19 protein-coding genes are annotated in these 24,070 nt (G+C 45.9%); 15 read left to right on the top strand and 4 right to left on the bottom strand.

Annotated features, from left to right (window positions below):
- Positions 1-135 precede the first annotated feature (135 nt).
- On the bottom strand, positions 136-1,083 hold the full coding sequence (locus tag CS562_RS12790; RefSeq protein WP_099856125.1) for an ABC transporter substrate-binding protein: 948 nt from the start codon (positions 1,081-1,083) through the stop codon (positions 136-138).
- Between the two features lie 219 nt (positions 1,084-1,302).
- On the opposite strand from CS562_RS12790, the gene CS562_RS12785 reads away from it, so the two are divergent.
- The 4 genes from CS562_RS12785 (at position 1,303) to CS562_RS12770 (ending at position 7,735) form a co-directional block, all read left to right on the top strand.
- Positions 1,303-2,229 carry an AraC family transcriptional regulator gene (locus CS562_RS12785; RefSeq protein WP_099856123.1) on the top strand — a complete coding sequence of 309 codons (927 nt, stop codon included), beginning with the start codon at positions 1,303-1,305 and terminating at the stop codon, positions 2,227-2,229.
- A gap of 95 nt (positions 2,230-2,324) precedes the next feature.
- Entirely contained in the window at positions 2,325-4,229 is a 1,905-nt protein-coding gene (locus CS562_RS12780) for a class I mannose-6-phosphate isomerase (RefSeq protein ID WP_099856121.1), read from the top strand.
- Positions 4,226-5,194, top strand: coding sequence for an ROK family protein (locus tag CS562_RS12775; protein ID WP_099856119.1), 969 nt, complete (start codon positions 4,226-4,228; stop codon positions 5,192-5,194). The genes CS562_RS12780 and CS562_RS12775 overlap by 4 nt, the downstream gene beginning before the upstream one ends.
- A gap of 24 nt (positions 5,195-5,218) precedes the next feature.
- Positions 5,219-7,735: a glycoside hydrolase family 38 N-terminal domain-containing protein gene (locus tag CS562_RS12770; protein ID WP_099856117.1), complete on the top strand. Its 2,517-nt coding sequence runs from the start codon at positions 5,219-5,221 to the stop codon at positions 7,733-7,735.
- A gap of 156 nt (positions 7,736-7,891) precedes the next feature.
- Here the strand turns inward: CS562_RS12770 and CS562_RS12765 are convergent, their stop codons facing one another.
- Positions 7,892-8,656 carry a hypothetical protein gene (locus CS562_RS12765; protein WP_099856115.1) on the bottom strand — a complete coding sequence of 255 codons (765 nt, stop codon included), beginning with the start codon at positions 8,654-8,656 and terminating at the stop codon, positions 7,892-7,894.
- Between the two features lie 161 nt (positions 8,657-8,817).
- On the opposite strand from CS562_RS12765, the gene CS562_RS12760 reads away from it, so the two are divergent.
- Together CS562_RS12760 and CS562_RS12755 are read left to right on the top strand one after the other, a co-directional pair.
- The gene (locus CS562_RS12760) at positions 8,818-9,534 is read left to right on the top strand and encodes a response regulator transcription factor (RefSeq protein WP_076289243.1); all 717 of its coding nucleotides are present in this window, start codon (positions 8,818-8,820) and stop codon (positions 9,532-9,534) included.
- Between the two features lies 1 nt (position 9,535).
- Positions 9,536-10,999 (top strand): sensor histidine kinase, encoded by a 1,464-nt coding sequence (locus CS562_RS12755; protein WP_099856113.1) that lies wholly within the window; start codon positions 9,536-9,538, stop codon positions 10,997-10,999.
- A 237-nt stretch (positions 11,000-11,236) separates the two neighbouring features.
- Here the strand turns inward: CS562_RS12755 and CS562_RS12750 are convergent, their stop codons facing one another.
- Positions 11,237-12,097 carry an AraC family transcriptional regulator gene (locus CS562_RS12750; RefSeq protein ID WP_180287117.1) on the bottom strand — a complete coding sequence of 287 codons (861 nt, stop codon included), beginning with the start codon at positions 12,095-12,097 and terminating at the stop codon, positions 11,237-11,239.
- 127 nt (positions 12,098-12,224) lie between these two features.
- Between CS562_RS12750 and CS562_RS12745 the strand changes: the two genes are divergently transcribed.
- The 7 genes from CS562_RS12745 (at position 12,225) to CS562_RS12715 (ending at position 20,568) form a co-directional block, all read left to right on the top strand.
- Positions 12,225-14,690 carry a beta-mannosidase gene (locus tag CS562_RS12745; protein WP_099856109.1) on the top strand — a complete coding sequence of 822 codons (2,466 nt, stop codon included), beginning with the start codon at positions 12,225-12,227 and terminating at the stop codon, positions 14,688-14,690.
- Between the two features lie 110 nt (positions 14,691-14,800).
- A complete protein-coding gene (locus CS562_RS12740; protein WP_076289247.1) occupies positions 14,801-15,694 on the top strand; it encodes an ABC transporter permease in 894 nt (297 codons plus the stop codon).
- A 1-nt stretch (position 15,695) separates the two neighbouring features.
- Entirely contained in the window at positions 15,696-16,592 is an 897-nt protein-coding gene (locus CS562_RS12735; protein ID WP_063562693.1) for a carbohydrate ABC transporter permease, read from the top strand.
- A gap of 76 nt (positions 16,593-16,668) precedes the next feature.
- Positions 16,669-18,303 (top strand): type 2 periplasmic-binding domain-containing protein, encoded by a 1,635-nt coding sequence (locus CS562_RS12730; protein ID WP_099856107.1) that lies wholly within the window; start codon positions 16,669-16,671, stop codon positions 18,301-18,303.
- Between the two features lie 170 nt (positions 18,304-18,473).
- Positions 18,474-19,424 carry an LLM class oxidoreductase gene (locus CS562_RS12725; protein ID WP_076289249.1) on the top strand — a complete coding sequence of 317 codons (951 nt, stop codon included), beginning with the start codon at positions 18,474-18,476 and terminating at the stop codon, positions 19,422-19,424.
- A 66-nt stretch (positions 19,425-19,490) separates the two neighbouring features.
- Entirely contained in the window at positions 19,491-19,712 is a 222-nt protein-coding gene (locus tag CS562_RS12720) for a DUF896 domain-containing protein (protein ID WP_076289250.1), read from the top strand.
- A 217-nt stretch (positions 19,713-19,929) separates the two neighbouring features.
- On the top strand, positions 19,930-20,568 hold the full coding sequence (locus CS562_RS12715) for a sugar O-acetyltransferase (RefSeq protein WP_099856105.1): 639 nt from the start codon (positions 19,930-19,932) through the stop codon (positions 20,566-20,568).
- Positions 20,569-20,665: 97 nt separating this feature from the next.
- Here CS562_RS12715 and CS562_RS12710 read toward each other — a convergent pair whose 3' ends face one another.
- Entirely contained in the window at positions 20,666-22,018 is a 1,353-nt protein-coding gene (locus CS562_RS12710) for an MATE family efflux transporter (protein WP_099856103.1), read from the bottom strand.
- A gap of 171 nt (positions 22,019-22,189) precedes the next feature.
- On the opposite strand from CS562_RS12710, the gene CS562_RS12705 reads away from it, so the two are divergent.
- Together CS562_RS12705 and CS562_RS12700 are read left to right on the top strand one after the other, a co-directional pair.
- Positions 22,190-22,870 (top strand): TetR/AcrR family transcriptional regulator, encoded by a 681-nt coding sequence (locus tag CS562_RS12705; protein ID WP_076289252.1) that lies wholly within the window; start codon positions 22,190-22,192, stop codon positions 22,868-22,870.
- Between the two features lie 273 nt (positions 22,871-23,143).
- Positions 23,144-24,034 (top strand): AraC family transcriptional regulator, encoded by an 891-nt coding sequence (locus tag CS562_RS12700; RefSeq protein WP_099856101.1) that lies wholly within the window; start codon positions 23,144-23,146, stop codon positions 24,032-24,034.
- Positions 24,035-24,070: the final 36 nt, after the last annotated feature.

The raw sequence follows: 24,070 nt of genomic DNA, 5'->3' as shown, positions 1-24,070 counted from the left end.
TAGTGTATCATATTTTTTTGCTTCACAGACCGTTAATTATGAAACAGGTACCAAAACAAGGTGCCGATCTTTGCATAAAAAATCCCCCACAGGCGCAGAGCCAAAATGGGGGTCAACAATATTCGACGTTAGTTATTACCGGTTCATCCACTTCGGCAGTTCATCAAGCAACTGCTCCAAAGCCAGCAGGTTATCGGTGTTCCATTCAGCAGAGGTGGTATAGACGTTCCCATTCTGAACTGCAGGTAACGTTTGCCACAATGGGCTTTGCATCATCCGATCTGACTCTGCCTGGCTCTCGTCGTTGCCGAGAACGAGTACAAAGAGATGATCCCCCGCGTATTCCGGCAGCAGTTCTTCCGACACTTCAATGAAGGTTTGGTCTTTGGCGATAATATTCTGCTGAATGGCCGGCGGGATTGCGAATCCGCGCTCTTGATACAGGACTACGCCCAGCGAACGATTGCCCATAACGTAGAGTTTTTTGCCTAATTGCAAGAAAATCGTTGCCGTCTCACCGTCTTCCAATTGCAGTTTGTCCCACATCAATTCCGATTTTGCATCAAATTTGGTTATCCATTTTTCTGCCTCATCTTTTTTGTCAAATATGGTACCGAGCTCTCGCACGCGTTCTTTGAACGGCAATGCTGAATTAAAGGGGATGGTAGGAGCAATCTTTGCAAAAGCCGTATTTCGGTCTGCATCTTCTGTGTAGCCATTTAAAATCAAATCAGGCTGCAAGGCAGCTATTGCCTCCAGGTCTCCAGGATTCCCAACATCCTCAATACCTTCCAATCGGCCTTCCGTATAGCTGCCCGTGGCATGAACCAGATTGGCTCCAACGACAGGAATGTCCATTGCGAGCAGATCTTCTAGTGTAGAACCAAGATAAATGACCCGCTGTGATTGCGCCGGAATCTCAACCTGTTCACCTGATTGGGTTGTATAGCTTATGGTTTGCTCACGATTCTCCTCAAGCTCCTGAGAAGGAATGCTTTCCGAACGACTGCACGCTGCCAACACAGCAAGAAGAAGGAAGCTTGCTCCCCATATTGTTATTTGTTTCATTAATGTGCTGTTCATTCCTGTTGCCCCCTGCTTTTTTTGGTTTATAAATGATAATGATTATCAATTACAAATGTTATTATAGGCATCATTAAGAGGGGAGACAATGAAAAAAAAGCAACGAATTTGTTTGGACAAATGTCAATGGACCGATCTATTTACCATAAAAGCAATCAACTCTGGATTGCCTTTTTGTTATGTAAACGTATAATGAGAGCTTGAAGGGAGAGGAACGCCATGACCATCGAAGCCAGCTTCCGCCGGGCCAATCACATATGCAATCGTTATATTACAAAAGTGGAGCAAACAGGGCTTTCATTGTCCATTTTGTATTGGGGATTCATGCCTGATCATTTCGACAATGCCTTCCACCGGCATTCCTTTTTTGAGGCTTGTTATGTGGTAGACGGTGAAGGAAGCTACATAGAGCAAAACCAGCATTATGCTTTAAATAAAGGAACAGCATTTTTATCTCTTCCAGGCGTATGGCATCAAATTCTCAGCCAGACCGGACTGACACTTTCTTATGTGGCTTTCGAACTGGATGAAGCCCACACAGATGTTTATTATACTGAATTTTTCCGTCGACTTGCCGAGCTTGGACAAAGCGTATCCCAGCAAGCGGACCTTACGCCAACTGGCCATTTATGGCAAGCGCTCATTACTTCTTTCGACCAGCCTGGGGCAACTCTTCCACTTGCTGTAAAGCAAATTTCCGCTTCTCTGCTGTTATCGATAGCAGATTTGCACGTTCCGACTCGAACAGACTCGGCCGATACAGGAGAGCAGCCCATGGAACAAAATACGTTGTTCCGACAGGCCAAACGATACATTGATGATAATTTGATCAACGAGCTTACACTTATGACGGTGTCAAGGCACCTCCACATTTCATCCCGTCACCTGACCCGGTTGTTTCAGGAAAATCTGGGGCAGTCCTTCGTCCACTACATTCAGGAACGACGTGTGCAGCAAGCCGCTGGGCTCTTATTAAATGAACAGACACCAATTAAAGATATTGCCATCAAGTGCGGGTTCCAATCCGTGCACTATTTTACCCGGATATTCACCCGTGAGCTTGGTGTTTCCCCGGCCAAATTCCGACGCAATCAGTTTGCCGAAGGCCGCTCTGGCAAAATGCATTACCCACCCCGAATGTCCTGATTGTACAAAAACACAGCTTGATCGTTTAAAGACAGCACCTCCAACTCCCTATACAATGATGAACATAAATCGATATAGAGTTGGAGGTTTTAAACATGCCCCGAATAGCCCCTTTGGCCTTTCAAACCAACCCAGTCAATTTCATTCAGCTTCAGCCCGACCAAGAGACAGAACCGGGGATCTGGAATGCGTATGAAGAATGGCTTGATCAAATTTGGCCTGAATGTGTACAGAATGATTTGCTTCCTTTTTATATGGTCATTGATGGTACACATGGTGCCGCATTCAACGAATGTCTGGCAATACTGCGGTCGCGCTGCCACCTAGAGAGCAGGGTTTTAATTGAAATAGACAGCGCTGATTATTTAAAGTCTTCTACAGATTTGCTTCAGCAGTTTCACCCTTATCTGACGGATAACCGTGCTTTTGGCGTTGTAGCCTCGGACGTCAGCGTTAAGGATTATTTCCTGCCACATGCACAGTCGGTCTGGCTCAGTGATGTAGATGATCAACTTCGGCTTTATCACTCCGCTGAACATGCAGAGGTCCAGTCGCCAAACATAGATCAGTTAGCCCCCATCGTTGTGACCTTTGGGCCAGGCTCTGGTTTCCTTTCTACAGCATCAGGTTTAACGAACGTTTCTCTGTTTTGCGACTTATCCAGAGAGGCACAGCAGAAACTGCATCAGCAGGGGATGGGGTCTCTGGGGTTAGGTCCTTGCCTGGATACGGTCGAAACCTATAAACAGGCCTTGTTTCTGGAGTGGCCCGTCTGGGAGGAATATCGCAAACGCCACTTGTATGACTTTGACTACTATGTGGATACGAACAACCGGGAACGACCCGTTTTGGTCACCGTCCCTATGCTGCGCCGACTTTTGGCTTCAGCAGCCCAGCAGCCTTTTCGAGTAAAGCCGTTTTTTGCTCCGGGGATTTGGGGCGGACAGTATTTAAAAGAACTATGCGACCTGCCTAAGGATTGGAATAACTGCGCATGGGGGTTTGAACCTATCGCACCGGAGAACACGCTATTAATCGGTTATCGGGATTTTATAGTGGAGCTTCCTTTCCCGCTGCTGTTGTCTGCTCACCCAGAAGCAATTATGGGCGAGCGGAATGTGCAACTGTTTGGCGACTATTTTCCGATCCGGTTTGATTATCTGGATACGATCGACGGGGATCATCTGTCTTTGCAGGTCCACCCCCAGCAGGCATACATCGAGCAGACGTTCAACGAAACGATGACGCAGCAGGAATCCTATTACATTATGGAACAGAAGGAAGGCGCCAAACCTTTTGTGGGACTGGGTTTCACGGAGGGTACAACCGGGGAGGATCTGCTTCAGGCGGTTGAATCTGCCCACACCTTGGGACAACCGCTGAAGATCCCAGAATATGTGAACATTTGGGATGCGAATAAGGGTGACCTGTTTCTGATCCCGCCAGGCGCCGTACATTTTTCGGGCAAAAACAATCTGGTGCTGGAGATCTCTTCGACAACATGGTGGTTTACCTTCAAAATATACGACCATTTGCGGCTGGACAGAGACGGGCGGCCGCGTCCGATCAACGGCGATCATGCCAGTGCCAACATGCAGGAACAGTTTGACATGGATTACGTTCAGAAGCATTTGATAGCGGTTCCAAAGGAAAGCCGGGTACAGGGAGACAGCAGGGAAGAGCTGCTAGGCGAACGGGAGGATCTGCTTTTTCAGATCAAAAGATTAAAACTGGACGGAGAGTGGATCGACGATACGGCTGGCGAGTTTGTTATGTTTAACCTCGTAGAAGGTGACCGTGTGCGGCTGACTCCGCTGGATGATAAGACAGCGGCTGTGGAGTGGGGGTACGCCGAAGCGTATATCGTTCCAGCCTCCGTCGGAGGTTTCCGTCTGGAGTCTCTGGGTGACCGATCGTGCACTCTGATCCGGGCACAGGTTTCCCCAGACTGGAACACGCCTCTGCTTCCGCATCACTGGAAATCTGGTGAACCTTTATGAACCCTGACGTCACGATTGCCATTGATGCCGGGGGGACCTTTTTGAAGGGTGCCGTTGTACTGAGTGACGGGAATCTTCTACCACAACTTTATGTTAAAAGGTCATCGCACTCCGACAGTAGCGCGTATGAAATCGCCTCCAATCTGGCTGGCGTGATCCAGGAGCTTGCCGCGGCATACGTCGCCTACATGGAGAGGCTAAGTACCGATAAAGGGACCCGGGCCACTTTTGCCAATTTTCACATCGGCTTTGCTTTCCCCGGACCTTTTGAATACGACACAGGGGTTTCCCGTATCCAGGGATTGAATAAATACGAGCAGCTTTATGAATTCAATCTAAAAACACTGCTGCGGTGTGAATTAACGGCGCTTGCAGCGGAGCCCACTGCTCCTACATGGATGACCCAGCTTGCCAACGCAGATATTCGTTTTGGCAATGATGCTACTCTGTTCGCTCTGGGAGTCAGCAGGCTTTTTCCACAGGACAGATTGCTTTGCCTTACATTGGGAACGGGCCTTGGCTCAGCTTTTGTTGAGAACCGGTCCATTGTCAGCGGAAAATGGGGAATTCCCGACTCAGGCATGTTGTATGCCGAGCAATACAACGGAGGAACCGTGGATGATCTGTTCGGAAGCCGAGGCATTTTGGCCTTGGCAGATAGCCATGATGCTCGAAGCCAGGGAGAGGACGTGTACCATCTGGCCATAGCGGCCAGACAGGGAAATTCCTCCGCCATCCGTGTATGGCAGCTTTACGGTCAGCGGCTTGGGGAAATGCTGCGTCCGTACGTGGCAGAGTTTCGCCCCGCTCGTCTGATCTTGGGGGGGCAAATTGCCGAAACCCATGATCTATTTGGCAGCGCGCTTTCTGAAGTGCTCTTGCCCGAGAAGATTGCTCTGCATAATGAGAAACAAATGCAGGAGCATGTGTTCCATGGGATTTTCCAACTCGTAAAAGGTACCTAATCCATCAACAAAGGAGAAAAAAAGATGACACTCGAACAACAAATCAAACAGGCAGCCATCCCGACGCTTAAACGGAAATGGAAAATATACGTCATTCACCATTCCCATACTGACATTGGTTATACGGACCGGCAAGAGAAGATTGAACAATATCATATCGATTTTATCCGTCAGGCGCTGCGTATTGTTAATGATGCTCATAACGGTGTAAACCCCGAGTGGAAAGGGTTCCGTTGGACCTGCGAGACCTTCTGGGCCGTGGAGCAATTCCTGAAGCAAGCTGGAGACGAAGAAAAAGGTGCCTTTGCCGAAGCCGTGCGACGGGGCGATATCGAGCTATCCGGCACGTATTTGAATATGACCGAGCTGCCCGACCTACAGTTGTTGAACAAAATACACAGCAAAGCTCAGACATATGCCAAATCTATCGGTCACCCAATAGACAGTGCGATGACGGCGGATATCAATGGCTACAGCTGGGGATATGCCGATAGCCTGCTAAATAACGGAATCGGACATTTATTCAGCTGTATACATACTCATCACGGCATGTATGCGCTGGGCCGCAAGCAGTCCCCTTTCTGGTGGGAAGCTCCAAGTGGGGAACGCCTGCTGGTCTGGAATGGAGACCACTACATGCTTGGCAACGAGCTTGGTTTCTGTCCTGGTGCGCTTGGCAAATACATGATTCGTGATGAATTCGGCCACAGACTTGTGGAACCGGCGAACATTCATAATCAAATCGCCAATATTCGCATCCACCGGTACTTGGCCCAGCTTGAGGCGGAGCAGTATCCATACGATTTCGTGCCGATGATGCTGTCTGGATTGCCCACAGACAACGGATCGCCCAATAGCTCAATCATGGAATGGATCGATGGATGGAACCGTCAAAACGGCGAGGGGATTTCCGTGGAGATGAGTACGTTGAGTGGCTTTTTTGCACGCTTGAAGGAGGAAGGGACGGATGGTCTGCCTGTGCATAAAGGGGATTGGCCAGACTGGTGGTCGGATGGTGTAAGCTCCACACCGATGCACACTCAGATTTACCGTGACGCACAGCGGACGCTTCGCAAGGTGGAAAAGCTCGACCCTGGACAGAAAAGTGTTAGTCTCCAGGAAATCGAAGCTGTAGAGCAGGCGCTTACACTTTATGCCGAACACACTTGGGGGTATCACTCCTCTGTTTATGAACCGTGGCACAAAAATGTGCAGATGCTTGAGGTTCGCAAGACAGCTCACGCTGCTGAGGCAAGCAGGCTTGCTTACCGCGCGCTAGATCAGGTGCTGCTTGCCGATAATGCCGCCACCTTGTACCCGGGGCGTCCTTATCGCTTCAAGGTAACGAATCTCTCGGAGCGGGAGGTAACCGAGTTGGTTCAGTTGAAGCTCGAAGGATGGGAACCGGATGAGCTATTGAACGGAGTAGAAGTAATCCGGGAGGATACGGGACAGGTGCTGATCCAGCAGTCAAGCCACCCACAGACGATTATTGCGGAACTTAAGCTCCAAGGCATGGAGAGCTGCATATTGATCCTGCGCCCAATACTGGCAGCGCAGAATAGTCTTTCTTCCTTAACGTCAACCTCCAATTCGAAGCTGATCGGTGCTGACCAGGTGTACGATATGGAGGATATGCATTCCTTAACGACAGGCGGACAGCAAGCGCCGGTCTCCGTTTGCCAAACGGGGCTGGAGTCACCTTATGTACGCTTGACTTGGTCGAAAGAGCGCGGCATCGTGTCGTGGATCGATAAGGAGACAGGCCGCGAACTGCTGAAAGCAGATGATCTGTATGGGGCGTTTACACCCATCTATGAGGTGACAAATCCAGCGAACCCTGCAGATGCATCTCAGGTATGGAGCGTTCGTTCCAAAATGGGACGCAATCGTAAAGGCCTTAACGTGGAACGTTCGGTTGGTCAGCTCATCTCAGTGCGCGCGGTGGATAATGGACCGCTGTATGCTACCGTTGAGCTTGGTTATCAGCTCAAGGGCATCGCCTATTTTTCACTACACTTGCGGATCTATACCCGTCAAAACCGGATGGATATTTCGGCGCGGTTCCATAAAGAGAGCATCTGGAATCCGGAGAACGTTTATCTGGCTCTGCCGTTCACCCCAGGAGGCACTGGGCCAGTTACCCTGTTAGCCGACAAGCCAGGAGGCCTCGTTCGCCCCTGGAAGGATCAGATTCCAGGAACTTGCCTGGATTATTCTGCTGTACAGTCGGGCATTGCCTGGCAGGATAATGACCGCAGTCTGCTGCTTGCTGTCCCGGACACACCTCTCGTGCAATGGGGAACGCTGGATTACGGGACCAGAAAGGTCCACACGCAGCAAGCGCCTGACGCTCAACCGGAAGCTTATGCCTGGCTGATGACGAATTATTGGGAAACGAATTTCAAAGCGACCTTGGGCGGCTTCTATGAGTTTCAATATCATATTTCGGCTGGCGGCAGCCTTTCGGTTGAAGATATGGCCGCAGCCCTGCATTCGTTGAACGAGCCATTTGTGGTTACCCGGGTTAATGAAAAATAAAGATAACACATAACAGATATAAACTTATAGTCGATAAAACAACAACCAGCAGGCTTCCACATGGAGGCCTGCTGGTTGTTGGCGTTCAATCTTTTAGTTCGTGTAAGATTTGGTATTTTTGCTTAATGATGTTGTTAAGCTGAAATGTATTTAAGCCTACTCTTGAGCTGCCTCTAGCTCAGTAATTTGCGCTTTGTATTGCTTCAGAAGGTCGGCAAGGGAAGTCTTGATTGCAGCTTCATCTTTAGCTGTTACGGCCTTATTCAAATTACTTTGTGCTGAGAAGAATGCACTGGCAGCTGTAGTACCGCTAAATTGAAGACTTTCAGCATTCGCTATAACCACGCTTGTTGTTCCTGTTGTTTTTTCGTCAAGATTCAGTGGACTGAGGGCAATTGCCACTCCAGATTCTGCGTTCTCAACTAATCCTTTCAGATCCGAACTGTTTGTGGTAATGGAGAAAGACAAGGTGTTCAGATTTTCGGAATCAGGTAATTTTTCGGCTTTTACTCCCTCAACTGAGGTAAGTTTGCCTTCCTCTACCTTCAAGGCCTGCATTTCTTTGATCTCACCTGGTTTGGCGTTCTCGGAAACTTTCTTCCATTCATCAGAGTCTACGTCAACAGCAACCAAAGTGGCCATTACTCGGGATGTATAGTTTTGTGAAAGCAGTTTATTGTAACGGGCCAGCGTTTTTTCCCATTCGCTTACTGTTTCTGGCGCGTACTTTTTGGCCTGCTCCACTGGATTAGCCAATGTAAAGGTCGCAATGGCGGATTTAGCTTCTTTCAAGGTAGCAGTTCCATTTGTAACAGCATTTGCGTTAGTGGCGCTGTCGGCATTCGCGACAATCGGTGCGGAGATCGCAGTGAGCAGCAGGGCGGACAGGGCAACATTTCTGAATTTAAAACTGTAGTTCATTTCGTAACACTCCTTATGGTTTGGTTTGTCTTACAGTTATCAATTTACCGAAGGAGTGTGGCACAATATTGGTGTAATTGTGGAAAAACAATGGCAAAGCTCTTCCCATATATATACCTTTGGTATACTCACTATAGAGAAAAGTACAGGAGGCCCCGTTCATGAATAACGATTACCTCATCGCAGTTGTAGATGATGACGAAAATATACGCACACTGATTCAAGCTTATTTGCACAAAGAGAACTATCGAACGATAGGCCTTGCTAATGCCGAGGATGCCTGGTCTTTATATAGAATAAGTCCGCCGAGCATGTGGGTGATGGACATTATGCTGCCCGGGATGGATGGCTATGAATTGTGCAAACGCATCCGGAATGAAGGAGAGGTACCCATTATTATGATCTCGGCGAAGGATAATGAGGTGGACAAAATACTTGGCCTTGAGTTGGGCAGTGACGATTATTTGGTGAAGCCTTTCAGCCCCCGTGAGCTGGTAGCCCGCATCAAGCGGCAGCTAGAACGTTGGATTAGACTTACCGGTGCGGAAGAAAGAGCTGTTGTAAGCGAAGCTGCGGCGCCACGAATCGATACCGGAGAGCTTCAATTAATGTTGGAAGAGAGGCGGGCCATATGGCGAGGGGAGGAAGTGGACCTGACCAGCAAAGAGTTCACCATGCTCAAGGTACTGGCTGAACATCCAAATCGTGCGTTTACTAGGGACGAGCTGCTCAGTTTTGTCTGGGGAGAAGATTATTTTGGCAGTGACCGTGCCGTGGATCATTTAATTAAGCGGATTCGCAAAAAGATTGAGGAACTTCCCGTCGAGTCGGTGTGGGGGCACGGGTATCGTATGCGTACAGATCGGAGTGAAGTTTAATATGAAACTTGTTCATCAAATTAACCTTGCATTCGGATTGTCACTGGTTCTGATCCTCTCCGTCACGGCCGTTTTACTTCATTATGTGCTGCTGGATCATTTCATTGGAACAGAGAAGAATGATCTCAAGACGTTAAGTGCGGCGATGTCTGCTTCTATAACGAAAACGGGGGATCTCACAATGAGTCCTGTACTTACGACTGGAACTGCTGTCACGATGCCTAATTTGAATATTACGGGTATGCAGTCCGTCCAGTTGGTTACGGGAGAGGCTACGAGTGCTCCTTCAACACTCATTCCTGCGGATGTTGAAGCCTTTGTCACTGATTTTAACGGAAATGTGCTGTCAGGGACTTTGTCTGTGAGTGGTACAACCGGAATGGCGAGCAGTAACACATTGACTGAAGCCGTACCAGCAAACTTGTCGAAATACACAGCGGTCACTTCATCCAGCATCAAGGACCTGTGGGAGGGAACGGATGGGCGTTATGTGATGGATGTCAGTCCCATCCCCCAAGGAACCCTGACTCTGTTGACTCCTATGAGCAAGATTAAAGCAATCGAACAGGCGTTACTGGGTCGTCTCATCCTGGTGATCTGTATCGTTGGAGCCATTATGTTCCTGCTCAGTTTGTTTATTACGAAAAGGCTGATTCAGCCATTGATGAATCTGAAGCAGGAACTTAAGAAGGTCAAACAACGTCATTTCACGGATGTGCAGCTGGTCAAGGCTGGCGGTGAGATTGGAGCTGTAGCACAGACGGTATACGAGATGGCTGGTGAACTGAACAGGTTCAATGAGGTGCAGAAGCTGTTTTTTCAGAATGCTTCTCATGAGCTGAAGACCCCTCTGATGTCCATTGCAGGCTATGCGGAGGGCATTCGAGATGGAATCTTTGAAGGTGATAATGTCCGTAAAGGGCTGGACGTGATCCTGGGGGAGAGCGGCAGATTAGGAAAGATTATCACCGAAATGACGCTGCTCGCGAAGCTGGATAGTGAAGAGGATATCTTCAAACCTTCCAAGGTCAGTCTGAATGAATTGTTGACGGAAACGTCCGAACGTGTCAATCCGCTGCTTGTAAAGAAAGGACTTACACTCCATATCGCTTGTCCGGACAATAAGGAGCTGTTCGTCATGGCTGATCAGGATAAACTGCTACAGGCACTGCTCAACGTCGTGACGAATGCTGCAAGATACGCCAGAGAAGAAATTCACATCACTGCGAACTTGGAAAAAGGGAAGATCGCGCTATCCGTTTCGGATGACGGTCCCGGCTTTCCGCAGGAGCTGCTTCCCACCTTATTCCACCGTTTTGTCAAAGGAAAAGACGGTGAGTCCGGACTGGGTCTGGCGATTGCCCGGGCTATTGTGGAACGCTGCGGCGGGCTGATTCAGGCCACCAACCGTAAGGAGGGAGGAGCTGTAATCTCGTTTGGCTTCCCTGCGGCTCAACGTGTCTGAAAGGAAAGGACGGCAACAATATCCTTCTAGCTGCACCAAACCTCGAAGTGAGAGATATAGAGGAAATGCTCGAGTGGGTTCGTGTCGCCAATCGCCAATATAAATACTTCGCATAAGTGGCTTTGTGTTTACTCCGCTCTCCCTGCACTATAGGGAGAGCTTTTTTAAATTTTGGATTCGGATATGATGGATGGCATGCTGCTGATATCACCATACGGATGCTATGCTTTGAATTCCTTATGGTAGCAGCGACTCCTTATTCATTGTCGCATTTTTACGGAAATCTAGCGGAGCTTGATTATAGTATTTTTTGAACTGATGGTAGAAGTGGCTGACGTTCTCAAATCCCGCTTCCAGTGCAATCTCAAGCACACGAAGCTCAGTCGTGAGCAGCAAGTTTTTGGCTACATTCAGCCGAAGCTGATTAATATACTCTGTTGGTGTCTGATTCAGATATTGACGAAAGGCGCGGTTCACATGACCAACGCTTCGACCTGACAATTCATAGAGCGCATGAAGACCACGAATCATGTTTTCTTTCAGCTGCATTTTGGAGATCGCATGCTCAAGCCACAGCGGGAGAATGGGTTGTTCAATGGTATCCAACTCAAAGAAATGCTGCGTAAAAATCTGAATAATCAGCCCTTTTGCGTATACGCGAGCCTTCTTCTTATCCACTGTGGAGAGCATCATAATGCGTTCAAAGCTTCGAACCATCTCTGTCATTTCTAACTGAGATAACATGGCAATCTGGGGAACGGGAGCCTGCAAGAGTCCTTGCGCATACTTCTGTTCATTCAAGTAGGCCAAAGCTTCTTCTATTACTGCGGATCGACACGGGCTATTCAGAAAACGGCAGTCCTGAGTGCCTTCCGGTTCATAACGGTGAATATCATGCGGTCGAATAAAGACAAGGCAGCCCGGCCTTAAATGCTGGGTTGTTTCATTGACGATATGTTGGCACTGCCCTTCACTTAGAATGAAGAACTCGTAAAAGTCATGGGTATGCTCGGGTGATACTTTCGATAAGGAATCGACCCAGAACGGATCTACGAGCAGGTCGGGATGGATGTGAGTAGACGCTGTGTATTTGATCATGGCTCGAACCTCTCCATTTATTGTTAATGTCAAAATAGCACACGAATTCCGTGAACACAACATAAGAAAGTATGGAGACCTCTTGATAGAATGAAATAGATTACAAAGACATCAGGAGGTATCACAAATGTTGCTTATCGATCTCAATGGCAGGTGGCAAATGAAGAGAGTGGATCATGCCGAATGGCTTCCGGCTACGGTTCCAGGCTCGGTCTTTAACGATTTGCTTCAAGCTGGACAAATGGAAGACCCTTACTACCGCGAGCAAGAGCAGGCGGCACTTGAACTGTGTAATTATGATTATGAATACAAACACTCTTTTGAAGTAAGCGCAGCGGATCTCAAGCATGACCGGATCATCCTGTTATGTGAAGGGGTGGATACAATTGGCGAATTGTTTCTGAATGGAATGAATATCGCGAATGTAAGTAATATGCACAGTACTTATGAAATCGATATTACCTCCTTTATCAAACAAGGTGAAAATACCATACACATTGTTCTTCGTTCCCCGGTGGAGTATGTACTGCGTAAACAAGCCGAGCGCCCGTTGATTAACTGCAGTGATGCAGTGGAAGGAATCTCCCATTTGCGTAAAGCACACTCCATGTTCGGTTGGGATTGGGGTCCACAATTACCTGATTTGGGAATCTGGCGAAATATCTCCATTCAAGGCTATGATCATGCCCGTTTGGAAGATGTCTACGTTACACAAATGCATAGCGAAGGCAAGGTAACCTTAGATGTACGAGTAAAGGCATCAGGTTGGGTAGAAGAAGAGCGAGAGATCACGGTCACATTAGATAGTCCTTCCGGGGAAACATTGAAAGGATGGACGTCCGTCGTGAATGATGCGAATCATCATATCTGGATTGAAGTGGACCATCCCGAGTTATGGTGGCCGAATGGTCTGGGCAAACAGCCATTGTATCAGCTAAGCGTTGCGCTTATGGAACAAGGCGTGGAGCTGGATCGTGATGCTAAGCGCATTGGACTGAGAACATTAACTGTGAAGCAAGAGCAGGATCAATGGGGTGAGTCCTTCGAATTTGAAGTGAACGGTGTATCCTTTTTCTCGATGGGTGCTGACTATATTCCGGAAGATAACATCTTGCCGCGCTGTAACCCAGATCGGACAGAACGATTGATCAAGAGCTGTGCGCAAGCCCATTTCAATACAATTCGTGTCTGGGGTGGGGGACATTATCCGGAGAATTACTTCTATGATTTGTGCGACGAATACGGCTTGATTGTATGGCAGGACTTGATGTATGCCTGCGGTGTATATGAACTGACTGAGGAATTTAAGCAATCGATTACTAAAGAGACCATCGATAACATGAAACGCTTGCGTCATCATGCCTCATTAGGAATCTGGTGTGGAAACAATGAGCAGGAGATGGCTTGGGTTGAATGGGACTGGGCGAAGAAAACATCCTTACAGTTACAAGCAGACTATATTAAGCAATACGAGGTATTACTTCCAGCTATTGCGAAGGAATATGATCCGAAGACGTTCTACTGGTTAGCTTCACCTTCATCCAAAGGCAGCTTTGACAATCCGAACGATGAAAATTACGGAGACATGCATTACTGGGATGTGTGGCATGGCAAGAAACCTTTTACCGAATTCCGCACATTGTTCCCGCGCTACATGTCCGAATTCGGATTGCAATCCTTTCCGAATCACAAGACCATAGAGACGTTTACGTTGCCGGAAGACCGCAATATCTTCTCACCGGTCATGGAATCTCATCAGAAGAATGGTACGGGAAATGAGAAAATTTTGTATTACATCGGGGAGACGTATCGCTTGCCAAAAGATTTCAATTCCCTGTTATACGCTTCACAGCTCATTCAGGCTGAAGGAATCTCATGTGGGGTTGAGCACTGGCGCAGACATCGTGGACGCTGTATGGGAGCACTGTACTGGCAGTTGAATGATTGCTGGCCTGTTGCTTCCTGGTCCAGTATCGATTACTTTGGTCGCTGGAAAGCACTGCATTATGCAGCCAAACGCTTTTTCGCGCCTGTTCTTGTATCGGCTCGGGAAGATGGTTCGAAGGTAGAACTTCACGTATCGAATGAGAGTAGGAATGCTGTAAAAGGAGAATTGAAATGGAGTCTCATGGATTCGCAATCCAATGAAATCGTAGCTTCTTCAAAAGTGATTGAGTTGAAAGCGTTATCAACCTCATTATTCGAACAGCTTGATTTCACTGAGATGCTCGATACAACTGCTAAGAAACGGAATACGTATTTACAGTTTTCCTTTGTGGTGGATGGTGAAGTTGTCAGCGAAGGTACAGTGTTATTTGTGAAGCCAAAGCATTTTGGTTTTATTGATCCTGCAATTGAGACCACGATGACAGAAGAAGAGGATCGTTTTGTTATTACGGTTGATTCGAAAGCTTTTGCACGGTTTGTGGAGCTTGATTTCAGTGAATTAGACGGTATTTTCAGTAACAATTATTTTGACTTGTCAGCAGGTGGAAGAAAGACCATTTCTCTGAAGAAAGATGATCTTAACAAACCGGCATCCCTTGAAGAACTGCAATCACAGCTAATCGTACGCAGCGTATTTGATTTGTAAGTTGTTCCGTCGCTTTTTTCTGATATTGCCAATCCAATCGATAGAAATCCGATCGTTGTTGTATGTTACCGCTTTCAAATGATCTCTATACTGATGGCAGAGGTGGTTAAATGATTGAACGACTGGCAAAATACCGTTGGCAATATGTAATGATCCTACCTGGTGCGATCCTGCTGCTTCTCTTCAGCTACATTCCGATGGTGGGCATCCAGGTGGCATTCAAGGATTTTCACATCGGCAGCACGATGTGGAGTAGTGAATGGGTTGGTTTGGAAAACTTCTCATTCTTGCAAGATGAACAGTTCTGGATTGTGGTGAAGAATACAATTTACATCGCAATTCTCAAGTTTGTATTCGGATTTCCAGCTCCTATTATTTTGGCATTGCTCATCAATGAGGTGAAAAACAACAAATACAAGCGGTTTGTCCAATCCGTTAGTTATCTTCCGCATTTCTTTTCATGGATCGTGGTGGCTTACATTCTGCAATCCCTGCTAACGTTGGACGGCGGATTGGTCAATCAGTTGATAGAGAAGCTCGGGGGAGATTCAATCTTTTTCTTGGGATCCACGGAGTGGTTCCGGCCCATGATCGTAGTGAGCGGTTTATGGAAGGAGGTCGGCTGGAATACGATCTTGTATCTGGCGGCAATTACAACGATTGACCCGCAGCTCTATGAAGCCGCTAGGGTAGAAGGAGCAGGACGGCTTGCACAAATTCGCAACATTACACTGCCGGGTATAATGCCGACCATCTCCATCGTGTTGATTCTCAGTATGCCTGGACTGATAGCAGTAGGCATGGATCAAATCTATCCTCTGATGAATCCGGCCAATCAGCCAGTCGCAGATGTGCTAGACACATATATTTTACGAAATGGCTTGCAGCAAGGTTATTTTGGAATGGCCACTGCAGTGGGTCTCCTTTCTTCGGTCATCAGTCTGGTGTTGGTACTATGCACCAATCAGATGGCGCGAAAGTTCAACGGAGAGGGGCTTTGGTAATATGAGAACTTCTATGAGGGAACGGGTGGGCCAGACAATTATTGTGTTTCTATTGGCCCTTCTCTGTATCTCGGTAATCTATCCATTCACGTATATGCTCGCCGTTTCCTTAAACGTTGGCAGCGATGCGGCAAAGGGCGGTGTCTATCTGTGGCCTAGAGAGTTTACTTTGTACAATTATGAGGTTGTGCTTGGGAATTCGGTTATTCAACATGCCTACTTAATTACGATATCCCGTACAATCGTAGGCACTTTTGTCGGCTTACTGATCACACTTCTGGCGGCTTATGGCTTGTCCTATCGGCAGCTTCCTTTCAGAAAATCCCTCCTGGGATACGTGCTGATTACGATGCTGTTTAGTGGCGGATTAATCCCTTTGTATATCCAGCTTAATCACTTGTCATTATTAAACTCATTCTGGGTGTATATCATTCCGTCCGCTTTCTCGGCGTGGAATATGTTTGTGATGATGAAATTCATCCAGGGGATTCCGGAAGCACTGATCGAATCGGCTGAGATTGATGGTGCCAATCCTGTCCGCATTCTCTTCGTTATTATTATGCCGCTTTCGAAACCCATGCTTGCAGCCATTGGCCTTTTTACTGCAGTGGGGCACTGGAATGACTGGTTTTCTGGCGCATTTTATGTTTCAGATCAGAATCTGATTCCGGTTCAAACGTTTTTGCAACAACTGCTGTCTGCCCAGGATATCTCGACTGTCCTCGGGTCCAACAATAATCAGGAAGCGCTTGCCCGGGGCACCATGCTCTCTAACGTTACACTGATGTCCATCAAAATGGCGACAGTTATGGTAAGCGCGCTTCCGATCCTGTGTGTGTACCCATTCCTGCAAAAGTATTTTGTAAAAGGTGTGCTTATCGGCTCAGTAAAAGGATAACCCAATGAAAAATGAAGCAACAGAATGGGTTTTCTAATCCTATACAATTTCAAAATAACCGAGGGGGACGTATGTGATGAGTTTACGTCAACAAAAGGGAAGAAAACTGGTGCTATTATCCTTGGCTCTACTGATGTTTGGGATAACGGCATGCTCAAGCAGCAGCACAGAGAGTGGCAGCAGTTCTGAAAATTCATTTAAGCTATGGCTGGGATGGAATGCAACAATTAATAACCAAAGCATGGTCCAAATGTATTGGAAAGAAAAGGAGCCGGGCATAGACGTTCGGCTGGAGGCTACGCAGGGAGATGTAATGACAGAGTTGAACCTGAAATTGAATACTGGTGGTTTTGATGATGCAGCTCTGTTCTCACGTAGTGATGTCGTGACCACTGCGATGACGCGTTCGGGCAGCGTTCTTCCGCTGGAGCAATACTTTGATATGCCGGATAAATATCCTGGATTGGCCTCCATTCCGAAAATCTATCTGGATCAGATGAAAGCTTCGGACGGACATATCTATTCCATTCCGACATGGTTTGATCAAAATCCCGATGATCCTTGGCCTGGTTGGGCTTCCTATGGCTGGTTTGTCCGTACAGATGTACTGGAGAAAACCGGTATGACGATGGATGATCTGAAATCGTTGGATGGTATAGAGAAGTATTTGAGATTGTCGGCTAAGCAGAAAGATGAAAACGGGAAACCGTTGATTCCCCTTAGTTTTCTCTCTGACGCAAGCGATGAAAATGTCATCCTGAGTACATTTGGCGTTACGGTCAGCACAGCGGGCGGCGTCATTCCAGTAGAGAAGCAAGGTAATGACTATCAGTTTATCTATGACAATCCACAATATAAAGCGGCTTACCAATGGATGAACAACATGTTCCGGGAAGGGCTTCTGGATCATGAAGCGATTACAGACAAGAAGGAGCGTTACAAAGAGAAAAACAAATCCGGACGTGTAGCCATGAATGCAGGTGGGTTCTTTAATATGGACGCACAGTTATGGGAGGTTCTTGACGGGCCAACCGATCCGGCATGGTACTATGATGTCATTCCCTATCCGAAAGTGGATGGCGTGAGTGAGATTGGCGCTAATCAGATTATCAATCCTTATCCTGCCAATGACGTTTTTATCAATAAAAATACTAAAAATCTCGATTCCATTCTTGCTTTCTTTGATTACACACTACAGCCTAAGCCCGAACAGCAGCAGGTTGTGAATGAAGGTCCGCCAGGAGTGTTCTGGGACTGGGTGGATAAACCGTTGGGAAAATGGGTGTACACGGATGAGAATTACAAGGCCTTGCATGATTCCGGAGATCAAGCGAAGAAGGCAAGCACGACGCCAGAGCTATACGCAGCTTCTTCCTATAGTAATGACTGGTATCCATGGTGGAATTATGGGGTTACTGATCCGAAAGGAAGATTCAAAACGATCGAATTCACCGAAAAGATTGGCAAAATGGGTGGGACCCGGGTTGCTGAAAACTATGATATGGTGAAGGCCAAACCGGGTGGCTTATGGGAGAAATATTTGCCTGAACTTGATAATGTGCGAAAAGAGTATAAAGCCAAGCTGATTATGGCGAAGGATGACTCACAATTTGAACAGGCTTGGAGTGATTTCCAGGCTGCACTGGAAAAACGAGCACATTGGAGTGAGCTCAAACAGGAATGGCATGAGGAGCTTCAAGGCAAGCAGTAATTAGGAGACGGGGACTGTCGAACGTGACAGTTCCCATTTGGTATAAAAAAGTATACAATATCACAAATTTTATCCTATAGAACAAAATTGTGCGTACTATTTTCTGAAGGTTATATGGTTTATCATTGCCTTTGCAACTGAATATTGGATATTTATGCGGAGGTCAGGAAATGAATAAATTTGAATCACATCTGGGCTATACAAACATGTTTAAAGAAGAGCAACTTACGCTCGGGATATATTTTCCGATAGAGTCTTATAAGGGTAGTATCCCGGAGATGCAGTTAGAGCAACAAATGCAATTGGCGAAAAAGGCAGAAGAAGCGCGCTTTGCTTCCTTATTCGTTAGAGATGTTCCTTTAAATGTTCCAAGCTTTGGGGATGTGGGACAAATATATGATCCATGGGTTTTTCTTGGTTACTTGGCAGCTCATACGAAAAAGATTTCATTGGGTACCGGAAGTATGATCACCACACTACGCCATCCGTTGCATGTAGCAAAAGCAGCAGCTTCTGTTGATCGAATTTCCGGAAAACGTCTTGTGCTGGGCGTTGCTACGGGGGATCGTCCTAGCGAGTTTTCGGCATTTTCAGTGGACCGAGAACAACGTGGTGAATTATTTCAAGAATCTTTGCAAGTCATGAGAAAAGTCTGGAATGAAGATTTCCCGGTAATTCATTCACCAAGCCTTAACCTTCAGGGTGGCGATTTATTACCCAAACCGGAATTAAAGGATATTCCTATTTTGGTAACAGGCCATTCTTCGCAGACACCGGAATGGATAGCAAAACACAGTGATGGCTGGCTGTATTACCCACGAAATATCATTGATCAAGCATCACTTATTCAACAATGGCGTACATTAACGGATGAATTTAAGCCTTTTAATCAGTCGTTATATATCGATTTATCAGAAAATCCAGATGAAGATCCAACTCCTATTCACTTAGGGTTTAGGAGCGGATATAAATTTTTAATTGAATACCTCAATGCTTTAAAAGGAATCGGTGTGAATCATCTTGCATTTAACTTGAAATATGGAACACGTCCGGTTGACGAGGTGATTCAAGAATTAGGGGAGGAAGTGGTTCCATATTTTCCGGCGTTATCTAATAAATAGGTGCATTGTATGCATTTCGGTGCTAGACTACCAGTAAGATTCATTGTAAAGAAGGAGAGGAAAAGGATGATTAAACATTTAGGTCGCATTAATGAATTGGCGAAAAAAGAGCGTGAAGAAGGTTTGACCAATGCGGAACGAGTTGAACAACAAGTATTACGAGAAGACTATTTACGGGAAATTCGTGGGCAAGTTCTAAACACTTTCTCAGTGCTTACCATACTCGATCCAGATGGAAATGATGTAACACCGGATAAAGTACGAAACGAAAAGGGAATCAGTTTGTAGGGAAATAAACGTTGTTGGAAGAACGAAAAGCCTCCGAGTATTCATTGACAGAAATGGTGTGGATAAATACACTTGATTTGTAGTGGATTTCGTAGGATGCTTTTTGTACACTTTATAAATATTCATTATAAAGATATTGTATAAAGTGTGTTTTATTATTTATCTTAGCAGTTTGATGGTTTCATGTATCGAAGTATTTATAACAGGAGTTGATAACATGACTGAAGAAGAACGAATTTTTAATGGGATCTTATTTAGCCCGGGCCATCATGACCTTAAGGCGATTAAGCTTCGCTCTCACAATCTTAGTAGTCAATATAGTCGTACTTTTGAGGATCAAACGGAAGAACGCGAAGCATTACTCATGCAGATTCTGGGTCGAAAAGGAGAGCGTTGTTTTATACAAGGCCCCATTTTCTTTCATTATGGCGTTCACACAGAAATCGGTAACCATTTTTTTGCGAACTACAATCTGACCGTCCAGGATGATGCTAAGGTTACCATTGGTGATCACGTCAGCTTTGGACCTAATGTGACCATTGTTACACCGGTTCACCCATTCATTGCTTCAGAACGTCGACAAATGCTGGACCAAAACGGGGAACCTAAGTCGCTCTGTTATGCTAAACCTGTCACCATCGGAAATGATGTTTGGATTTCGGCTAACGTCACCGTATGCGGCGGTGTTACCATTGGCGACGGATGCGTCATTGGTGCTGGAAGTGTAGTGACCCAAGATATCCCTGAAGGATCTTTTGCAGCGGGTGTACCCTGCAGAGTCATTCGCCCCATCACAGAATCGGACAGCATGCGTTATAAACCAGAGATTCTTGCCGATTGCAGCATAATTGAATAAAAACACATAAAAAAGAAACCGTTCCTATATAAGAGGAACGGTTTTCTTATTTTGATTAGTATTTCGTTGATTAGGTGGAAAGCGTATTAACTATTTTCTAATGCACTAGATTCTCTAGATCTGGTTGCAATTTGTTACGAAGAATATACAGCATGATGGCTCCAACAAGAAACGCGACGACATCCGCAATGACGAGTGACCATACAACCCCGTGGAAGCCATTCAATCGGTTCGCGATATAGAGTACAGGAATCAGAGTAATTCCTTGAATGACTGACATAACAAACGCGGCCGTTCCTTGCGCAGTTGCTTGGAAGATCCCCACAAACAACGAGGTCATTCCTGTAATGAACAAGGATAGGAACGTCACATGCAGAATGTAGCTACCCATTTCAATTAATTGCGGGTCATTCGTAAATAAACCAATTAAGTGGTCGGAAATCAAATAGACGACAACGCCGAACACAACAGCTAACGCCAAAATCGCTTTGATCGTAAATCCAATGGTATGCTTCATGCGTAATTTATTCGCTGTAAAAGAGAAGGCAATCAATGGCACAACTCCTTCACATAAGCCCATCAGAATAAACTCAGGAAATTGCAACAAGCGTGATGAAATTCCGTACCCCGCTATGGCCTGATCTCCATATTCGACAAGAAAATGGTTCAAAATGAGCGACATTGCACCCAAGAAGATACTCATGATAAAGACGGGAACTCCGATTTTGAAAACATTACTCATAATTTCCTTGGAAGCCTTGAACCATTTTACGGAGACAGTCAAGAATTGGCTTTTATACCCCATATGGAATGCGTAAAAAACACTGGCAACCAAGTTAGAAATGACCGTTGCAGAAGCAACGCCGATTATACCCCAATGGAAAATGAAGATGACAATCGCATCAAGAATAATATTTACAACCACACTGAGAATCATACCGATCATGGATGTGATTGCTGCACCCTCTGAGCGCACGATGTTCTCCAGCGTGAAGAATAATATGACGAAAGGTGAACCGATAAGCATAATCGTGACATAGTCTTTAGTAAATCCGAAGGATTCAGGCGTTGCTCCCAGGCTATGAACAATTGGGTCGATCAGCGGGAGGCCGATGGCCATTACGATAAGTCCAAGAACTAAACTGCTGTAAAAGGCGAATGAAGAAACATGTTTTAGATCCTCATATCTTTTTTCTCCTAACAAACGAGAGATGAATGTACCGCTACCCATACCAATCAAGTTGCCGAGCGCCATAATCACTGCGAATAATGGCAAGGTTAGCGCAAGTGCGGTTAACATGGCAGTATTGCCCAATGTACCAAGGAAAAAGGCGTTCAGGATAGAATAGATGACACTCATCGACGTACCTAACATCATCGGTACAGCGAAGTGAGCTACGGCTTTTGCGATCGGTGCTTTTTCAAAATAATGGAGGTTTTCTGCATCCATGTGTGAGTCACTACTTTCTTCATTTATTTTTTGAAATGATTTGGAATTCAAATGCTATTCCAGCTTTCAATCTAACAGTGTTAGTTTGTGCCTTACAGTGTTAGATGGTATCATGAACTTATGAACCTGTAAAGCATAATCTTACACTGTTAGATAAAAGGGCGGATACGGATGAAAAAACAACAGCCTCAGATTTCGGAGGATAAGATTTTGGAAGCCTCTTGGGAGCTTCTTGGGCATGAAGGTATTGAGAAATTCAGTATGAGGCGATTGGCCGATCGGCTGGGTATTCAGGCTCCTTCTCTGTACTGGTACTTTAAGAGCAAGCAGCATCTCTACCAGCATCTGGCCAACCAGATATCGAAAATGATCCTAAACGAATTCCAATCCGATGGGGACTGGAAGGTGCAAATGGAGGGCCTTGCGATATCGATACGGAGTGTACTCCGCCGTTATCCCTGCTCCACGCAGCTTATGATGCAGACGCTGCCACATGAGCCGGACATGATTCGCTTCACCAACCGTATGCTTCTCTGCATGGAATCGACGCCACTTGAGCAAGAGCAGAAATTGCAAGCCGTTCTTACGCTTGTGAACTATGTTTTCTTCTTTGTTCTGGATAATTATGAGCACCAGCGCACAGTATCCGTAATGATTAAGGATCAGGGAGAGCTTCCGGGCGGGGAGATGATTCAGCTCTTGGACTCCATGAGCGAGACAGAAGCAGGGTTGTTCCGAAGAATGCACAAGAGCGGGCTGTTTGAGATGATGGGGAGCGACGGAGCGTTTGAGTTCGGCTTGAAGCTGATTTTGTCGGGAATTGAACAGGTGATACAGGAACAAGGGAATTAGAATGTAAACAAAACCGTACATCCGGATATCGAATGTGCGGTTTTTGAAAAAAGGTTTGTTGTTAATCTTGCACTGTTACCTTCAAAATCGAATGGATGAGGCAAGATTATTTAGCAACAATTGTTATGAGAAAAACGTTTATAAACATATCCTTTTGAATTATTATTGGATCTACAGAGGATGAAAATAAGGAATTTGCATAGGAGGTTTTTGTAAAAACGGTTACATAATATATATTGAATGCAACACATATAAGGAGGACAGCTAGCGTACATGAGTTTATATCTGGAGATCCCGGAACTTGACAAACGACTCCCATTTCGAAGCTTTATTCACAAAGGGGATGTGCTCTGTTATCCTCACTGGCATAAGGAAATTGAAATTATTTATGTTACCCAGGGAAGCCTGGATTTGGGGTTGAATGACAATGTAATCCGTCTGAAGCAGGGGGAAGTCCAATTCATTAATGGCGGTGACGTCCACTTTTTTTTGTCATCGCCTGATAGTGAGCGAATTGTTATTCAATTTGATCTGAGCCTGTTCCAAGACGTATCCACACTAATTTACGATGATCGATCGCTTCGTGACATTTTTACTCAAATAGAGCAATCTAGCAGGAACTGGCCTCGTGAAACGGCAACCAAGCTTCTTCCTCTTCTGCAAAACATAAGCACAGAAGATTACGAGCGCAAAGAGGGCTATGCATATATGATCAAGGCCAAACTTTATGAAATGTTGACTTTTATTCTAAGAGAAGTACCAAGGGGGAGTGAGAAACATCGACCCCAAATCTCGGAAAATATCCTGACTCCGACCAAAGAAATGCTATTAAAGCTGGAACGAATTTTTGAATATGTAGAAAGCCATTACCAGGAATCAATTATACTAAAAGACGTTGCCGACTATATAGGGTTCAGTCCTTATTATTTCACTAAGTTTTTCAAGAAAAATACAGGAATGACCTTTGTAACTTTTCTAAATGAATATCGACTTAATAAAGCGAAATGGATTTTGCTCAATGAAAACTATTCGATTACCGAAATAGCAGAGCAAGCCGGATTCAATAGCGTTAAGACATTTCATCACTTCTTCAAGGAAGCGACGGGGACATCGCCTTTAAAGTATCGCATGACAATATCCGGGAATAAAACAGCAAGAAAATAGGAAGATAGTCTTTTATGAGACTTGTATGATAAGGGT

The organism is Paenibacillus sp. LK1, assembly GCF_002750415.1.
Lineage (GTDB): Bacteria > Bacillota > Bacilli > Paenibacillales > Paenibacillaceae > Paenibacillus > Paenibacillus taichungensis.
Note: the sequence above shows the minus strand (reverse complement) of the source record. Positions and strands in the feature narration are given on the sequence as shown.

Bases quoted from the DNA above. Each gene is read 5' to 3' on its own strand.
- CS562_RS12735 (WP_063562693.1), top strand. From the start codon at position 15,696: ATGAGAACTTCTATGAGGGAACGGGTGGGCCAGACAATTATTGTGTTT.
- CS562_RS12755 (WP_099856113.1), top strand. From the start codon at position 9,536: ATGAAACTTGTTCATCAAATTAACCTTGCATTCGGATTGTCACTGGTT.
- CS562_RS12760 (WP_076289243.1), top strand. From the start codon at position 8,818: ATGAATAACGATTACCTCATCGCAGTTGTAGATGATGACGAAAATATA.
- CS562_RS12725 (WP_076289249.1), top strand. From the start codon at position 18,474: ATGAATAAATTTGAATCACATCTGGGCTATACAAACATGTTTAAAGAA.
- CS562_RS12740 (WP_076289247.1), top strand. From the start codon at position 14,801: ATGATTGAACGACTGGCAAAATACCGTTGGCAATATGTAATGATCCTA.
- CS562_RS12765 (WP_099856115.1), bottom strand. From the start codon at position 8,656: ATGAACTACAGTTTTAAATTCAGAAATGTTGCCCTGTCCGCCCTGCTG.
- CS562_RS12710 (WP_099856103.1), bottom strand. From the start codon at position 22,018: ATGGATGCAGAAAACCTCCATTATTTTGAAAAAGCACCGATCGCAAAA.
- CS562_RS12745 (WP_099856109.1), top strand. From the start codon at position 12,225: ATGTTGCTTATCGATCTCAATGGCAGGTGGCAAATGAAGAGAGTGGAT.
- CS562_RS12770 (WP_099856117.1), top strand. From the start codon at position 5,219: ATGACACTCGAACAACAAATCAAACAGGCAGCCATCCCGACGCTTAAA.
- CS562_RS12730 (WP_099856107.1), top strand. From the start codon at position 16,669: ATGAGTTTACGTCAACAAAAGGGAAGAAAACTGGTGCTATTATCCTTG.
- CS562_RS12720 (WP_076289250.1), top strand. From the start codon at position 19,491: ATGATTAAACATTTAGGTCGCATTAATGAATTGGCGAAAAAAGAGCGT.
- CS562_RS12705 (WP_076289252.1), top strand. From the start codon at position 22,190: ATGAAAAAACAACAGCCTCAGATTTCGGAGGATAAGATTTTGGAAGCC.
- CS562_RS12715 (WP_099856105.1), top strand. From the start codon at position 19,930: ATGACTGAAGAAGAACGAATTTTTAATGGGATCTTATTTAGCCCGGGC.
- CS562_RS12750 (WP_180287117.1), bottom strand. From the start codon at position 12,097: ATGATCAAATACACAGCGTCTACTCACATCCATCCCGACCTGCTCGTA.
- CS562_RS12775 (WP_099856119.1), top strand. From the start codon at position 4,226: ATGAACCCTGACGTCACGATTGCCATTGATGCCGGGGGGACCTTTTTG.
- CS562_RS12700 (WP_099856101.1), top strand. From the start codon at position 23,144: ATGAGTTTATATCTGGAGATCCCGGAACTTGACAAACGACTCCCATTT.
- CS562_RS12780 (WP_099856121.1), top strand. From the start codon at position 2,325: ATGCCCCGAATAGCCCCTTTGGCCTTTCAAACCAACCCAGTCAATTTC.
- CS562_RS12785 (WP_099856123.1), top strand. From the start codon at position 1,303: ATGACCATCGAAGCCAGCTTCCGCCGGGCCAATCACATATGCAATCGT.
- CS562_RS12790 (WP_099856125.1), bottom strand. From the start codon at position 1,083: ATGAACAGCACATTAATGAAACAAATAACAATATGGGGAGCAAGCTTC.